Source organism: Streptomyces sp. NPDC093586 (genome assembly GCF_044764905.1).
Taxonomy (GTDB): Bacteria; Actinomycetota; Actinomycetes; order Streptomycetales; family Streptomycetaceae; genus Streptomyces.
This window is the reverse complement of record NZ_JBIWJA010000015.1, coordinates 74,553-89,306: the sequence shown is the minus strand read 5'-3', so window position 1 is coordinate 89,306 and position 14,754 is coordinate 74,553. Positions and strand designations below refer to the sequence as shown.

The window sequence follows — 14,754 nt, the reverse complement described above, 5'->3', positions numbered from 1 at the left end:
GGTTAGGCGCGGGCGGGGGCGGCTCGTGCGGCCCGCCCCTCGCCTCCGCGAGGGGATGCCCGGCGGACCCCCGTCCGGCGCGCGGCCGCACGGGTGTCCGCCGACGGGGTACCCGGCACCGTCAGGGCACTCGGAACGTCAGAACGGGAACCCGCTCCGGCCGTGCTGGACCGAGATCCACTTCTGCGTGGTGAAGGCGTCCAGCATCGTGTCGCCGTTCAGCCGACCGATCCCGGAGTGCTTCTCGCCGCCGAAGGGCACGATCGGCTCGTCGTGCACCGTGCCGTCGTTCACGTGGAACATGCCGGTGTCGATCCGCTTGGCGAACGCGACGCCCCGCTCGACGTCCGCCGTGTGCACGGCGCCGCTCAGGCCGTAGGGGGTGTCGTTGACCAGGCGCACGGCCTCCTCCTCGCCGTCGAAGGGGACGAGGAGGGCGACCGGGCCGAAGACCTCCTGCCGGAGCAGCGCGGAGCCGGCCGGGATGTCGGTCAGGACCGACGGTGTGACGAGGTTGTCGGTGGTCGTGCCGCGCACCAGGGCGGTCGCGCCCTCGGCGAGCGCCTGCTCGACGAGTCCCGTGAGGGCGTCCGCCTGCGAGGAGTTGATCACCGGGCCGATGACCGTCGACGGGTCGCGGGGGTCGCCGGCCTTGAGGGACTTCACCTTGGCGACGAACTTCTCGGTGAACTCGTCGGCGACCGCGCGGTCGACCAGCACGCGGTTGGCGGCCATGCAGACCTGGCCCTGGTGGACGAAGCGGCTGAAGACGGCGGCGTCGACCGCGTAGTCGACGTCGGCGTCGTCGAGGACCACCAGGGCGCTGTTGCCGCCCAGTTCGAGCACCGAGCGCTTGAAGTGCGCGGCGCAGACCGTGGCGACGTGGCGGCCCACCGCGTCCGAGCCGGTGAAGGAGATCACCTTCGGGACCGGGTGCTCCAGGAAGGCGTCGCCGATCTCCGCGATGTCGGTGACCACGACGTTGAGCAGACCGCCCGGCAGTCCGGCGTCCTCGAAGAGCTTCGCGACCAGGGTGCCGCCGACGACGGGCGTGTTCTGGTGCGGCTTGAGGACGACGCCGTTGCCGAGGGCGAGGGCCGGGGCGACCGACTTCAGGGAGAGCAGGAAGGGGAAGTTGAAGGGGCTGATGACGCCCACCACGCCGACCGGCACCCGGTAGACGCGGTTCTCCTTGCCGTCGACCGGCGAGGGGATGATCCGCCCCTCGGGACGCAGCGCCAGGTGGACGGACTCGCGCAGGAACTCCTTGGCGAGGTGCAGCTCGAAGGCGGCCTTCAGGCGCGTACCGCCCAGCTCGGCGACGATCGCCTCACTGATCTCCTCCTCGCGCTCCTCCACGAGCCGCAGCGCCTTCTCGAACACCGCGCGGCGCGCGTACGGATTCGTCTCCGCCCACTTCTTCTGCGCACGCTCGGCCGCCCGGAACGCGGCGTCGACCTCGTCGACGGTGGCTATCGTGATCGAGGCCAGCTTCTCGTTGTCGTACGGGTTGAAGTCGATGATGTCCCAGGAACCGGTGCCCGGACGCCACTCGCCGTCGATGTACTGCTGGGCGAGGTCGGTGAAGTACGACGACATGTGATCCCTCAATCCCCATAGCTGCCGCAGCCGCCGCCGGCGAGCCGCCTGATGGGGCGTCATCGTACTTATGTTTCAGGAGAGTTGGAGGAGACCCCGCAGGATGTCCCGGCTCTCGTCCGGCCCCGGACTGTCCTTCTGGAGCTCCCCCAGCGCCGTCTCGTACTGGGTGACGTCCTCGCGCTTGTCCAGGTACAGGGCGCTGGTGAGCTGCTCCAGGTACACGACGTCCGAGAGGTCGGACTCGGGGAAGCTGAGGATCGTGAACGCGCCACTCTCACCCGAGTGTCCGCCGAAGCCGAACGGCATGACCTGGAGCCGCACGTTGGGGCGTTCGGACATGTCGATCAGGTGCTGGAGCTGGCCGCGCATCACCGTGCGACCGCCGTACGGGCGGCGCAGCGCGGCCTCGTCCAGGACGATGTGGAACTCGGGGGCGTTCTCGGCGACGAGGTGCTTCTGCCGCTCCAGGCGCAGCGCCACCCGCCGCTCGACGTCCGCCTCGCTCGCGCCCTTCATGCCGCGCCGGACGACCGCACGGGCGTACTCCTCGGTCTGCAGCAGGCCGTGGACGAACTGCACCTCGTACACGCGGATCAGCGACGCCGCGCCCTCCAGGCCCACATAGGTGGGGAACCAGCTGGGCAGCACGTCGGAGTAACTGTGCCACCAGCCCGCGACGTTGGCCTCCTTGGCCAGGGCGAGCAGGGAGGCGCGCTCCTGCTCGTCCGTGATGCCGTACAGCGTCAGCAGGTCCTCGACGTCCCTCGTCTTGAAGCTCACCCGGCCCAGTTCCATCCGGCTGATCTTCGATTCCGAGGCGCGGATCGAGTAGCCCGCCGCCTCGCGCGTGATCCCCCGCGTCTCACGCAGTCGCCTGAGTTGTGATCCGAGCAGCATGCGCCGCACCACCGATCCGGGCTCTCCCGCGCTCACGTTCGCCAGCCTCCCCAGCCGTCTCCAAGGGCCGAAGTCTGCCACTAAAACACTCCGAGCTGTACTCGTCCGGTTACGGAAACGGAATCGAGCCGGAGGGAACGCGCGGGAACGGCAGGGGTGTTGGCGCCGCCAACTCCCGATACGAAGTGAAGGGGACGCGAAGATGACGGAAAAATTGCCCAACAAGCGGCACGGGCAGGTCCATTTCGGTCACGTGCACGTGCATCTGCCCTTGCATCTGCGGAACGCATCCGAAACCATGGTCCCGCACCACCGCGCCGCATCGCTACGACCGCGAACTCCCGGGAGTGCCTCGCATGGGGACGAATGGATCGACCATGCTCGAGCCGTTACGGCAGGGCCTTCCCCCACTCGACCCCTCGGCCGTCTCCAACGCCGCCTCCTGCGCCCTGCCGCCCCGCTACGAGGCCGTGCGCGAGGCTCGGCGGTTCACCAGCAGGACGCTCGACGGCTGGGAGATGAGCGACCGTTTCGACGACGTCTGCCTCGTCGTGTCCGAGCTGGTCACCAACGCCCTGCGGCACGCGCTGCCGGCCGACACCCCGCGACCGGCCGACCAGAACGGTCCCGTACGGCTGCACCTGATGCGCTGGACCGAGCGACTGGTGTGCGCGGTGCGCGACCCCAGTCACGACAGCCCGGTCACCCGGGACACCGACGACTTCTCGGCGGAGTCGGGCCGCGGCCTGTTCCTCGTCGACTCCTTCAGCGACAGCTGGGGCTGGCACCCGCTCGCCGGCGCGCTGGAGGGCAAGGTCGTCTGGGCGCTGTTCCGGCTCCAGCGGTCCGCCGGTTGACCGTCCGCGGGCTCCCCGCGCCATGCCCCGCGCCACACCCCCGCGTCGTGGCCGCGCGCCGGTCCGGGCGCGGTCGGGCAGCGATCGGCCCGCGGTCAGCTCGCGATCAGGTGGTCGAACTCGCCGTCCTTGACGCCCAGCAGCATGGCCTCGATCTCGGCGCGCGTGTAGACGAGCGCGGGACCGTCGGGGAAGCGGGAGTTGCGCACGGCGACGCCGCCGTCGGGCAGTCGCGCGAACTCCACGCAGGAGCCCTGCGAGTTGCTGTGCCGGCTCTTCTGCCAGGCCACGTCGTGCAGCTGCGTGGCGGCCATGCCGTTGTACACGCCGGACGCGTCGTCAACGTCGTACACGTCGTGGTCCACAGGTCGCTCCCCGGTGGTGCACTGGCTGGTGTGGCCATTGATGCAGTGGTCAACTGGTCCGGATCATAACTCCGTTCGCGTGCATCTGCCTGAGCAAATGCACGTGCACGCGCGGTGTTCCCGTGGTTACAGCGTTGACGGCCGCTTCACCGAAGCCCTTGCCCCTTTTGACGCCCGCTCCGAAGAAGTCGTTCCCGCGTATGCCCCGGATTCGGGAGAACATGCGACGACACCGGGGACCGATCCGTCGGATCGGTCCCCGGTGTCGTCGGTGTGCCGCCGAGGACGCCGCCGGTCAGCGCGCCGCGTACGGCAGCAGCGCCATCTCCCGGGCGTTCTTGACCGCCCGGGAGAGCTGCCGCTGCTGCCGGGCCGTCACACGGGTGACGCGACGGCTGCGGATCCTGCCGCGGTCGGAGAGGAACTTCCGCAGCAGGTCGGTGTCCTTGTAGTCGATGTACGTCACCCCGTCCCGGGCCGGCGGATCGGGCCGGTGCCCGGCGGGCTTGCGGTCGCTCGTGCGGGGCATGGGGGTCAGGCCTCCAGGAGGGTGTCGAAGGCGGACGGCAGCCGCCGCCAGGCATCGCGCCCGGCGGCGTACTCGGCGTCGGTCAGCAGGCAGGACTCCAGGAGCCGTTCGAGGCCGTCGCGGTCGAGTCCGGGCGACGTGAAGACCAGGTGCTGGCAGCGGTCGCCGTGCTCGGGGTGCCAGTCCAGGGCGGCGGCGGCGCGGCGCACGGGCGGGACCAGTTCCCAGGCCGCGTCGGGGAGCGACGCGAGCCACGGCCCCGCGCTCTCCACGCACAGGGCACCGCCCGCGGCGTCCCAGTGCAGCAGCGCGTCCGCCTTGTCGGCGAGCCAGAACCGGCCCCGGCTGCGGGCGGCGGCGCAGGTCAGGTCCTCCAGCGCCGCGTACAGCCGCCCCGGGTGGAAGGGACGGTGCCGGCGCCAGACGAAGGTGGCGACGCCGTGCGCGTCGGCCTCCGCGGGCAGCAGTGCACAGGCCGGGTGCTGGGCGGCCGCCGCGGCCTCCACGTCGAAGCCGGCGAGCGCCTCCCGCGCCAGGGCGGAGGGGGCGCCCGCCGGGTCACCGTGGCCGATCGGGACCCGGCGGGCCGTCGGGTGCAGCTGGGAGAGCAGCTCGCGGTCCTCGTCGTCGGCCTCCGGGGAGTCGGCGACGGCGAGGACGGGGGCGTACTCCAGCTGGCGCGCGAAGGTGTCGGCGACGGTGCGCCGGTCGGTGGCCGCGGCGGCGAGGCCGCCCTCCGCGAGGTCGTCGCCGTTGCCGAGGTACGGCAGGACCAGCGCCGGGTCGACGGCCGTGATCACGCCGGTGACGGTGAAGCCGCCGGCCGTCACCGCCTCGGCCATCGCCCTGGGTTCGACCGAGTCCCACAGTTCGACCACGGCGAGCGGGGTGCCCCCGGCGTCCGCCAGCCGTTCCAGCTCGGGGACGAGGTCCTCGCGCAGGGCGCAGCAGGCGCAGTCGTCGACGAGGGGGGCCTCGCCGGCGGACAGGACGCCGCCGGCGTCCCGGACGGTGCGCACGACCGTGCCCGCGGTGGCCGTCGCCAGGTCGTGGTGGAGGACCACACAGCCGGGCACGTCGGCCAGCAGCCGCGCCACGGCGGCGCGGCGGGCGTCGGCGTGCAGCCCGCCGACGACCACCACCGGCAGGTCCGCCCGCCGGCTCACGCCCCGCCCCGCTTCCCGTACCGGCGCTCGAAGCGCTCCACGCGTCCGGCGGTGTCCAGGACGCGGGCGGTGCCGGTGTAGAAGGGATGGCTGACGTTCGAGGTCTCGACGTCGACGACCGGGTAGGTGCGGCCGTCCTCCCACTCGACCGTCCGGTCGCCGGTCATCGTGGACCGGGTGAGGAAGGCGTGGCCCGCGGCGCGGTCGCGGAAGACGACCGGGCGGTACTCCGGGTGGATTCCCTTGCGCATGGCGGCGGTCAGCGCTCCTCTCGGAAGTCGACGTGGCGGCCGGCGACCGGGTCGTACTTGCGCAGCGTCAGGCGGTCCGGGTCGTTGCGGCGGTTCTTGCGGGTCACGTAGGTGAAGCCGGTCCCGGCGGTGGACCGGAGCTTGATGACCGGACGGAGTTCGTTGCGTGCCATGCTGGTACCTTACTGAAAATGAATTCCATTAATAGCTGAATCCGACGAGAGGTACGTCACCGTGTCCGCGCACTGCATGCTGACCGGCGCCCGGCCGGGCTTCGGCAACCGCGTCTCCCACTCCCACCGGCGGACTTCGCGCCGCTTCGACCCCAACATCCAGACGAAGCGCTACTGGCTCCCGAGCGAGGGCCGGCACGTGCGGCTGCGGCTGGGCACGAAGGCGATCAGGACGGTCGACGCGATCGGCGTCGAGGCGGCCGTGGCGCGCATCCGCGCACGGGGGGTGCGGATCTGATGGCGAAGAAGAGCAAGATCGCGAAGAACGAGCAGCGGCGGGAGACCGTCGCGCGGTACGCCGCGCGACGGTCCGAACTCAAGGAGGTCGTCCGCAGGCCGTCGTCCACCGAGGCCGAACGGCTCGCCGCGCGGCGGGAGCTGCGCCGTCAGCCCCGCGACGCGAGCCCCACGCGGGTGCGCAACCGCGACCAGGTCGACGGGCGCCCGCGCGGCTGTTTCCGCGCCTTCGGCCTGTCCCGGGTGAATCTGCGCGAGCAGGCACATGCCGGACATCTGCCGGGGGTGCGCAAGTCGTCCTGGTAGCTTGCGGCTGACGTGGGGCCCACCCGGCCGTCCGGCAACAGCTTGGAGCTTGCGGTGACACTGGTGACTGCGCGGAGCACGACGAGTACGGCACACACGGCGGACGCGGCGGACGCGGCTCGTGCGCCTGCCCGCGTGGACGGCCCCGGTGGCGTCCGCGGCCCCGCGCGGCGGTCCGTCCGGGCGGCCGCCGCGGCCGTCGCCCTGGTGGGCGCGCTGACGCTGACCTCGTGCAGCGACGACGGCGGCTCCGACGGCGGCTCGGACAAGGGCGGCACCCCCTCGGCCGCGCCCAGCGCCTCGACGGGCGCGGACACGGGCGGTAGCGGCGGCGGCTCGCCGTCCGCCGCCGGTGAGCTGGAGGGCAGCTGGCTGGCGGCCGCCGACGGCCACGCCGTCGCCCTGATGGTCACCGGCGACAAGGCCGCCCTCTTCGCCACGGGCGGGTCCGTGTGCAGCGGCACCGCGGGCGAGGCGTCCGGCACCCGCACCATCCGCCTGAAGTGCACCGACGGCAGCGACGACCGGGTGGACGGGACGGTCGAGTCGGTCGACGCGACGTCGCTGAAGGTGAAGTGGCGGGGCGCCGTGGGCGAGGAGACGTACACCAGGTCCGAGGGCGGTACGCTGCCGCCCGGACTGCCGACGGCCGGTCTGGGGTCCTGAACCGCATCCACGAAGGAACCACGCCCATGCGCACCACCAAGTCGGCCGCCCTCGCGACGGCCGCCGTCACCGCGGCCCTCCTCCTCACCGCCTGCGGCGGCGGTAGCGGCAGCGGCAGTCGTGACGACGATGCCGACAAGGGCGGTACCGGCGACCGCGGCCCCGCCGCCTGCCGGATCGGGGAGATGGGCGTGGAGTTCGCGCCGAGCCCCGCACCGGCCGCCGGGGACACGGGCACCGTCGCCGTGAACCTCACCAACCAGGGCCCGGCGTGCACGCTCGACGGCTTCCCGGCCGTCACCCTCACCGCCGACGGCTCCTCCGACGCCGCCCCGGCCGAGGTCCCCGCGGACGAGGCCGCCACCGCTCAGCGGCTGGACCTCGCCGCGGACGGCACGGCCACCTTCACCCTGACCTACGTCCGCGGCGGCGCCGACGGCCTCGCCGTGCGGTCGGCACAGTTCGCCCTGCCCGGTGACGCCGCCACCCATCGCATCCCGTGGTCGTACGGCGAGGTGGCGACGGAGGGCGGGGCGCCGGACGCCACGGTGAGCGCGTTCCAGCCCGCCGGGGACTGACCGGCGCGACCGCCCGGGGTCACTGCCCGGACAGTGGTCGCCGGCGGCCGACCTGGGCCCGGTCGGCCGCGCGGGTGCCCTCCGTCCAGCCCGCCGCGTCGCCGACGCCCCGCAGCCGGGTCGTGGTCGTCTCCGGGAACATCCGCTCCAGACGGTCGGTGACCGCGACCTGGCGGGATGCGAGTACGGGCAGCAGATCGGCGTCCGCCGCGCCGGCCCCGGCGGCCGTCCGCTCGGCGACGGCCCTCAGCCGGGTGCCCGCGCGATGGGCGTAGGCCGCGAGGAAGGACTGACGGAAGGTCTTGGTCCGCCTGCGCCCGCCGGCCCGCTGGGCGGCCTCCGCCCCGGTCATCGCGGTCTCGGCCTGCACCAGCAGGGAGGTGTAGAGGAGCTCGACCGCCTCCAGGTCGGTCTCGAAACCGACGACGGTCGAGAAACCGAAGGCCTCGTTCCACACCGCCCGGCAGTGGTTGGCCTCGGCCACCGCGTCCAGGAGCACCGCCTTGGCCTGCTCGTACGGCGGCTCCACCCCGATCCGGCAGGCGCCCGGCGCGTCGGGCGAGGGCGCGTGGGCCGACAGCAGCGCCTCGTCCACGCTGTGCCGGGCCATCAGCTCCTGCGCCTTGGCACTGAGCGCCTCCGCCTCCTGCGGGTAGCCCGTCGCCTCCGCCTTGGCGAGCAGCGCGCGGATGCGGGCGAGGGCGCGGGACTCCGGCCGGTGCTCCTGACGGGGCGTCCCCGCCTCCAGCGGTTCCAGCACGGGCAGGCGCAGCAGCAGGCGGTAGAGCTCCAGTACGGCGGTGGCGTGCGAGAAGCGGTCGGTGCGGGGCGCCGCCGCACGGTCCGGCAGGCCGTCCAGCTGCGCGGCCCAGCGGGGACCGCGCGGCCGGTCGTGCGCCGCCTGGGCCCGGATCAGCGCGGCCACCAGCCGGACGTGCACGTCGTCCAGTTCGCGCCGCACGATCCGCACGAGGTCGGCGGGCTGCCAGCCGCGCCGCCAGGCCGTGGTCACGAACTCCTCGCCCCGCCGGGCCAGTTCGGCATCCGCCGCCGGATCGGCCGCGAGCAGCGAGGCCGCGGTGTCGAGGGCGGTGTCGGCGGTGTCGTACAGGGCGGCTTCGAAGGCACGGTCGACGGTGCTGGACGTACTCACCCGGTGATGGTGCCACGGCCCCCGGACACCGGGCCGCGGCGTGCCCCGCCCGCACGGAAGAGCACTGTCAACCATCGGTTGACAGCGCGGGGGGCGCAACCTACGGTTGACACATGACGACGAATTCGAGCATCACGTCATCCGTCCGTCTCGACGAACTCATCAACGCCATCAAGAAGGCGCACGCGGAGCCGCTCGAACAGCTCCAGGACGCCGTCATCGCCGGGGAGCACCTCGGCGAGGTGGCCGACCACCTCATCGGCCACTTCGTGGACCAGGCCCGGCGTTCGGGCGCGTCCTGGACCGACATCGGCAGGCGCATGGGCGTCACGCGGCAGGCGGCGCAGAAGCGCTTCGTGCCCAAGGAGTCGGCCGACCTCGACGCGAGCCAGGGCTTCAACCGCTACACGCCCCGCGCGCGCAACGCGGTGATGGCCGCGCACAACGAGGCCGTGGCCGCGGGCGCCACCGAGGGCCTGCCCGAGCACCTGCTCCTCGGCGTGCTCACCGAGCGCGAGGGCCTCGCCGCCAAGGCGATCGCCCAGCAGGGCGTCCCCCTCGACGCGGTCCGCCGGGCGGCCCTCGCGGCGCTCCCGCCGGCCGCCGGGGAGGTCCCGGAACTGGTGCCCTACGGGCCGGCCGCCAAGAAGGTCCTGGAGCTCACCTTCCGCGAGGCCCTGCGCCTCGGCCACAACTACATCGGCACCGAGCACATCCTGCTCGCCCTGCTGGAGCACGAGCACGGCGAGGGCGTGCTGAGCGGCCTCGGCATCGGCAAGGAGGCGGTCGAACGGTACGTCACCGAGACGCTGGCCCGGTTCCTGAAGACGGCCGAGGAACCGGACCGGGGGACAGCCGGGGCAGCGGGCGACTGAGCCCGTCGCCGCTTCCGCGGCAAGGGCTCCTGAACAGGGCCGGCGCCCGAACCGCGCTCCCCGCCCGGGGGCCGTTGTCAGACCCCCCTGTCACACTCGCGGCATGGCCGACCGATGGGCGCTCGCCGTGGCCGAGGACGGTGGCGTGGACGTCGCCCCCCTCGGCCCCGACGGGCTGCCCGCCGGACCGGTGCGACGGGAGCCCGGCCTCGCCGAGGCCGTACGCGCCCGGCCGGACGTCGCCCGGTGGGTGTGGCGGTCCACCGCGGAGGTCTACCCGCGCCTGCTCGCCGCGGGGGTACGGGTGGAGCGGTGCTACGACATCGAGGCCGCCGAGACCCTCCTGCTCGGCCACGAGGGGCGCTACGGGCAGCCCCGCTCGGCCGCCGCGGCCCTCGCCCGCCTGCGCGGCGGCCCCGTGCCGCCCGACCCGCCCCAGCGGTCCGCCGCACCGGGCGCGCAGTCCCCGCTGTTCGAACCGCAGGACGCGCACCTGCCCCTGGACGACCTCCTCGCCGTCTACGCCGAGCAGCAGCGCCGCCACGACCGGTCCGCGCACCCCGACCGGCTGCGGCTGCTGACGGCGGCCGAGTCGGCGGGGACGCTGGTCGCCGCCGAGATGAACCGCGCCGGCCTGCCCTGGCGGGCCGACGTGCACCGCGAGGTGCTCCACGACCTGCTCGGCGAGCGGTACGCGGGCGGGGGCGAGCCGCGCCGCCTGGCCGAGCTGGCGGAGGAGGTGTCCGCCGCGTTCGGGCACCGGGTGCGGCCCGACCTGCCCGCCGACGTCGTCAAGGCGTTCGCCCGGGCCGGGATCAAGGTCGGCTCCACCCGCCGCTGGGAGCTGGAATCGGTCGACCACCCGGCCGTGAAGCCCCTGCTCGCGTACAAGAAGCTGTACCGGATCCGGGTCGCCCACGGCTGGTCCTGGCTGCAGGACTGGGTGCGCGACGGCCGCTTCCGCCCCGAGTTCCTCGCCGGCGGCACCGTCACCGGACGCTGGGTGACCAACGGCGGGGGCGCGCTGCAGATCCCCAGGGTGATCCGGCGGGCCGCCGTGGCCGACCCGGGCTGGCGCCTCGTCGTCGCCGACGCCGACCAGATGGAACCGCGCGTCCTCGCCGCGATCTCCCGCGACCCCGGGCTGATGGAGGTGGCCGGCCGGGAGAGCGACCTCTACCAGGCGGTGTCCGACCGCGCCTTCTCCGGCGACCGCGCCCAGGCCAAACTCGCCGTGCTCGGCGCGGTGTACGGACAGACCTCCGGCGACGGCCTGAAGAACCTCGCCGCCCTCCGGCGCCGCTTCCCCAGGGCGGTGGCCTACGTCGACGACGCGGCCCGCGCGGGCGAGGAGGGCCGGCTCGTGCGGACCTGGCTGGGGCGCACCTGCCCGCCGGCGGCCGGGACGTCCGGCGACGATCCCGCCGAGGAGGCGGGCATTCCCCAGGACGGCCCCGGTACGCAGGAACGGGTCCCTGGCCACACATCCACCGACGCCCGCGCGCGTGGCCGCTTCGCCCGCAACTTCGTCGTCCAGGGCAGCGCCGCCGACTGGGCCCTGCTGATGCTCGCCGCGCTGCGGCGGGCCTGTGCGGACATGGCGGCGGAGCTGGTCTTCTTCCAGCACGACGAGGTGATCGTGCACTGTCCGCGGGAGGAGGCCGACACGGTCGTCGCGGCGATCCGAGAGGCGGCCGACCTGGCGGGGCACCTCACCTTCGGGCGGACACCGGTGCGGTTCCCGTTCACGACGGCGGTGGTGGAGTGCTACGCGGACGCGAAGTGAGCGCGTACGGCGCCGCTTCGTGCCCCGTGGCGCCCGGCGAGGTCGTCGTCACGACCGGGCCCGGCGCGCAGGTGCGCGCCGGGCCCGGATCCGGATCGTCACGCCCGAGGGCGCCGGCACCCGCACCGTGGTCGGCACGGTGCCGGCGGCCGGCTTCGAGTCGGCGGTGTTCTTCACCGCCGCCGAGGCCGCGCGCCTGTCACCGCGGATCGACCGGGTGACGGTGGACGCCGACCCGGCGGCCGTCCGCGCGGTGCTCGGCACCGGCTCGGGCATGGCCGTCCTCACCGGCGACGACCGGCGGCGCGCCGACCCCGCCCCGGACCGCGACAAGGAGGCCCTGGTCTCCGTGAACGCCCTGCTCGGCACCGCGGCCGGCATCACCGCGTTCGTGTCGGTGTTCGTGGTCGCCTCGACGTTCACCTTCGCGGTGGCGCAGCGCAGGCGGGAGTTCGGCCTCCTACGGACGGCGGGCGCGACGCCCGGTCAGGTACGGCGCATGGTCTGCGCGGAGGCCCTGGTGATCGGGGTGCTCGCATCGGGCACGAGGTGCCGGCTGGGCCGGTGGGCCGCGCCGCGGCTCACCTCGTGGATGACGGGACAGGGCATCGCCCCGGCCTGGTTCCGGATCGGCGAGCAGACCTGGCCGCTCCATGTCGCCTTCTGGACCGGCCTGACGGTGGCCCTGTGCGGCGTCGTCGTGGCGTCCTTCCGCGCGGGCCGGACCGGCCCGACGGCGGCGCTGCGGGGGTCCGCCGTCGACAGCGGCACGATGCCGTGGAGCCGCCGCCTGGTGGCCGTCGCCGTGCTGCTCACGGGCCTCGGCCTGCTGGTGACGGCGCTGGTGGATGACCCCGGCGACGTGCTGAAGCGCAAGACGTACATCACCCAGCCGATGCTGCTCATCGTGGCGACCGCCCTGCTCGCGCTGGTTCTGGTGCGGCCGCTGACCCGACTGCTGGCCTGGCTGCCCGCCCGGCTGCCGGGCGCCGTGCTCGCGGTCCTCTCGGCCACTCTGCCCGCGTCGTTCGCCCTGCGCACCCGGCCGGTGGAGCCGGCGGGCATGCGCGAACAGCCCCACCGGAGAGGCATCGACCGATCCCTGCGAGCCCGAGAGGCACAGACGTCGACGAGTGGGACCGCGGCGCCCGGATCGATGCCAGGAGAGTCCCCGCGCTGTCCCCGGCGGATCGGCGCCATGGCTCCCGGGTCGCACCGGCCGGTCACCGGGGTGGTCCTGCCCGTGCCCGAGCCCGGCCACCCGATGATCGTCGGAGCGGGGCCGGTCCCCCTCCGCTCGCGCATCGCTCACGCGAGCGGTCCCACGGCGTCCCGTCCGTGTGACACGTCACGCCCCGAGCAACAGCGAACCCCAGGGCACGGGAAATGTGACCTGGGGTTCCGGTTGAGCCGCCTTCGGGATTCGAACCCGAGACCTACGCATTACGAGTGCGTTGCTCTGGCCATCTGAGCTAAGGCGGCGCGCTGTGCGCACCATGGTGCGATCAGCAACGACGGTAAGTCTACACAGTTTCCGGGGGTGCTTCGCACCCGCCCCGGAGGCCGGGCCTCCGGGGCGGGTGGAGCAGGCAGGGCGCGTCAGGAGCAGCGCTTGCCCTTCGCCGGCGGGGTGCCGCGCAGCAGGTAGGCGTTGATCGCCGAGTCGATGCAGGTGCTGCCGCGGCCGTACGCGGTGTGGCCGTCGCCCTCGTAGGTGAGGAGGCGGCCGGAGGAGAGCTGGCCGGCCAGGGCCTGGGCCCAGCGGTACGGGGTGGCCGGGTCACGGGTGGTGCCGACCACGACGATCGGGGCGGCACCGGCGGCCCGGATGCGGTGGGACTCGCCCGTGGGGTGGACCGGCCAGTACGTGCAGTTCAGGGAGGACCAGGCGAGGCCCTCGCCGAAGACCGGGGACGCCTTCTCGAACTCGGGCAGCGCGGCGCGCACCTCGTCCGGGGAGGAGAAGGCCGCCGGGAGGTCCAGGCAGTTCACCGCCGCGTTGGCGGACATCAGGTTGCTGTAGTCGCCGTCGGCCTCGCGCTCGTAGTAGCTGTCGGACAGGGCCAGCAGGCCGGCGCCGTCGTGGTTCTTCATCGCCGACGTCAGTGACTCGCGCAGGTGCTGCCAGGCGCTCTCGTCGTACATCGCCGCGATCACGCCGATGGTGGCCAGGGACTCGGTGAGCCTGCGGCCGTCGGCGTCGCCGGTGGGGACGGGCTCGGCGTCCAGGTCGTCGAAGAACGCCTTCAGGTTCCTGCCCACCTGGTCGGGTGACGTGCCCGGCCCGCCGAGGGGGCAGCCGGACCGGCGCACGCAGTCCTTCGCGAAGGACCGGAACGCCGTCTCGAAGCCCTCCGTCTGCTCCAGGTTCAGGCGGCGCGCGGACAGGGACGGGTCCATCGCGCCGTCCAGGACCAGGCGCCCCGCCCGGCTCGGGAACAGCCCGGCGTACGTCGCCCCGAGGAACGTGCCGTACGAGGCGCCGACGTACGTCAGCTTCCGGTCGCCCAGCACCGCCCGCAGGATGTCCATGTCCCGGGCCGTCTCGACGGTCGAGACGTGGCGCAGCAGTTTCGGCGCGGCCGCTCCGCAGCCCTCGGCGAATCCCTTGAAGGCGCCGACCAGCCGGTCGGTCTCCCGCGCGTCGTCCGGGGTGACGTCCGTCTGCGTGTACGCGTCCATCTTCCGCCCGTCGAGGCACTTCACGGGCTCGCTGCGGGCCACGCCCCGCGGATCGACCGCCACCATGTCGTACCGGGCACGGACCTCCGCCGGGTACCCGATCCCGGCGTACTGCTGGAGGTAGCCGATCGCGGAGCCGCCCGGCCCGCCCGGGTTCACCAGCAGCGAGCCGAGCCGCTTTCCGGGGCCGGTGGCCTTCTTGCGCGCCACGGCGAGGCGTACGTCCCCCTCGGCCGGCTTCGCGTAGTCGAGCGGCGCCTTCATCGTGGCGCACTGGAAGCCGGGGACGCCGCAGTCGCGCCAGCTCAGCTTCTGCCCGTAGTACGGGGCCAGCGACGACGGCGTGGGCTCGGGCAGCGCGGCCAGGGTCGCCTGCACCGCCTTGGTCGCTCCGGCCGCCTCCTCCGCGGCCGCCGGACCGGCCGATGTCGAGGCGCTCCCGGCCGAACAGGCGGTGGCGAGCAGCGCGGCGGCGAGCAGCGTGGTTCCGGTACGGGTCCTGCGATGGGTGCGCCTTGTCTCCATCCTGCGAGCGTAACTCTCCGCGACCATGCGAACGCTTAAAGTACTC

At 73.6% G+C, this 14,754-nt stretch carries 16 protein-coding genes, 1 tRNA gene and 1 pseudogene; 8 read left to right on the top strand and 10 right to left on the bottom strand.

The window, feature by feature from the left end; translation table 11 throughout:
• Positions 1-138: 138 nt before the first annotated feature.
• Positions 139-1,599: an aldehyde dehydrogenase family protein gene (locus ACIRFH_RS17915; RefSeq protein WP_403521566.1), complete on the bottom strand. Its 1,461-nt coding sequence runs from the start codon at positions 1,597-1,599 to the stop codon at positions 139-141.
• Positions 1,600-1,674: 75 nt separating this feature from the next.
• Entirely contained in the window at positions 1,675-2,499 is an 825-nt protein-coding gene (locus ACIRFH_RS17910) for a helix-turn-helix domain-containing protein (protein WP_403521700.1), read from the bottom strand.
• Positions 2,500-2,855: 356 nt separating this feature from the next.
• Here ACIRFH_RS17910 and ACIRFH_RS17905 point away from each other — a divergent pair, with 356 nt between their 5' ends.
• The gene (locus tag ACIRFH_RS17905) at positions 2,856-3,356 is read left to right on the top strand and encodes an ATP-binding protein (protein WP_403521564.1); all 501 of its coding nucleotides are present in this window, start codon (positions 2,856-2,858) and stop codon (positions 3,354-3,356) included.
• A gap of 95 nt (positions 3,357-3,451) precedes the next feature.
• On the opposite strand, the gene ACIRFH_RS17900 is transcribed toward ACIRFH_RS17905, so the two are convergent.
• The 5 genes from ACIRFH_RS17900 to rpmG all read right to left on the bottom strand — a co-directional run bounded on the left by ACIRFH_RS17900 (position 3,452) and on the right by rpmG (position 5,840).
• On the bottom strand, positions 3,452-3,721 hold the full coding sequence (locus ACIRFH_RS17900) for a DUF397 domain-containing protein (protein WP_077799099.1): 270 nt from the start codon (positions 3,719-3,721) through the stop codon (positions 3,452-3,454).
• A 295-nt stretch (positions 3,722-4,016) separates the two neighbouring features.
• Positions 4,017-4,250, bottom strand: coding sequence for a 30S ribosomal protein S18 (gene rpsR / locus ACIRFH_RS17895; RefSeq protein ID WP_403521562.1), 234 nt, complete (start codon positions 4,248-4,250; stop codon positions 4,017-4,019).
• 5 nt (positions 4,251-4,255) lie between these two features.
• The gene (locus ACIRFH_RS17890; RefSeq protein WP_403521560.1) at positions 4,256-5,416 is read right to left on the bottom strand and encodes a CobW family GTP-binding protein; all 1,161 of its coding nucleotides are present in this window, start codon (positions 5,414-5,416) and stop codon (positions 4,256-4,258) included.
• Positions 5,413-5,667 carry a type B 50S ribosomal protein L31 gene (locus ACIRFH_RS17885; protein WP_403521558.1) on the bottom strand — a complete coding sequence of 85 codons (255 nt, stop codon included), beginning with the start codon at positions 5,665-5,667 and terminating at the stop codon, positions 5,413-5,415. The genes ACIRFH_RS17890 and ACIRFH_RS17885 overlap by 4 nt, the downstream gene beginning before the upstream one ends.
• An 8-nt stretch (positions 5,668-5,675) precedes the next feature.
• Positions 5,676-5,840 (bottom strand): 50S ribosomal protein L33, encoded by a 165-nt coding sequence (gene rpmG, locus ACIRFH_RS17880; protein WP_044382365.1) that lies wholly within the window; start codon positions 5,838-5,840, stop codon positions 5,676-5,678.
• Between the two features lie 61 nt (positions 5,841-5,901).
• Here rpmG and rpmB point away from each other — a divergent pair, with 61 nt between their 5' ends.
• From rpmB to ACIRFH_RS17860, 4 genes are read left to right on the top strand one after another with little or no spacing between them, the layout of a single operon-like run.
• A complete protein-coding gene (rpmB, locus tag ACIRFH_RS17875; protein ID WP_403521556.1) occupies positions 5,902-6,138 on the top strand; it encodes a 50S ribosomal protein L28 in 237 nt (78 codons plus the stop codon).
• On the top strand, positions 6,138-6,443 hold the full coding sequence (gene rpsN, locus ACIRFH_RS17870; protein WP_403521554.1) for a 30S ribosomal protein S14: 306 nt from the start codon (positions 6,138-6,140) through the stop codon (positions 6,441-6,443). The genes rpmB and rpsN overlap by 1 nt, the downstream gene beginning before the upstream one ends.
• Positions 6,444-6,497: 54 nt before the next feature.
• On the top strand, positions 6,498-7,109 hold the full coding sequence (locus tag ACIRFH_RS17865) for a hypothetical protein (RefSeq protein ID WP_403521552.1): 612 nt from the start codon (positions 6,498-6,500) through the stop codon (positions 7,107-7,109).
• 26 nt (positions 7,110-7,135) lie between these two features.
• Complete coding sequence (locus tag ACIRFH_RS17860) at positions 7,136-7,687, top strand: DUF4232 domain-containing protein (protein WP_403521550.1); 552 nt, start codon at positions 7,136-7,138, stop codon at positions 7,685-7,687.
• Between the two features lie 19 nt (positions 7,688-7,706).
• On the opposite strand, the gene ACIRFH_RS17855 is transcribed toward ACIRFH_RS17860, so the two are convergent.
• Positions 7,707-8,840, bottom strand: a complete 1,134-nt coding sequence (locus ACIRFH_RS17855; protein ID WP_403521548.1) for a DUF2786 domain-containing protein — start codon at positions 8,838-8,840, stop codon at positions 7,707-7,709.
• Positions 8,841-8,953: 113 nt separating this feature from the next.
• Between ACIRFH_RS17855 and ACIRFH_RS17850 the strand changes: the two genes are divergently transcribed.
• From ACIRFH_RS17850 to ACIRFH_RS17840, 3 genes and pseudogenes are all read left to right on the top strand, one after another.
• Positions 8,954-9,715 carry a Clp protease N-terminal domain-containing protein gene (locus tag ACIRFH_RS17850; RefSeq protein WP_403521546.1) on the top strand — a complete coding sequence of 254 codons (762 nt, stop codon included), beginning with the start codon at positions 8,954-8,956 and terminating at the stop codon, positions 9,713-9,715.
• Positions 9,716-9,818: 103 nt separating this feature from the next.
• Positions 9,819-11,501 (top strand): bifunctional 3'-5' exonuclease/DNA polymerase, encoded by a 1,683-nt coding sequence (locus tag ACIRFH_RS17845; RefSeq protein ID WP_403521544.1) that lies wholly within the window; start codon positions 9,819-9,821, stop codon positions 11,499-11,501.
• Between the two features lie 23 nt (positions 11,502-11,524).
• Positions 11,525-12,492 (top strand): annotated as a pseudogene (locus ACIRFH_RS17840) (ABC transporter permease); the annotation flags it as partial.
• Positions 12,493-12,909: 417 nt separating this feature from the next.
• Here ACIRFH_RS17840 and ACIRFH_RS17835 read toward each other — a convergent pair.
• A tRNA-Thr gene (locus ACIRFH_RS17835) sits at positions 12,910-12,983 on the bottom strand.
• A gap of 117 nt (positions 12,984-13,100) precedes the next feature.
• Positions 13,101-14,708, bottom strand: coding sequence for an alpha/beta hydrolase (locus ACIRFH_RS17830; protein WP_403521542.1), 1,608 nt, complete (start codon positions 14,706-14,708; stop codon positions 13,101-13,103).
• Positions 14,709-14,754 lie beyond the last annotated feature (46 nt).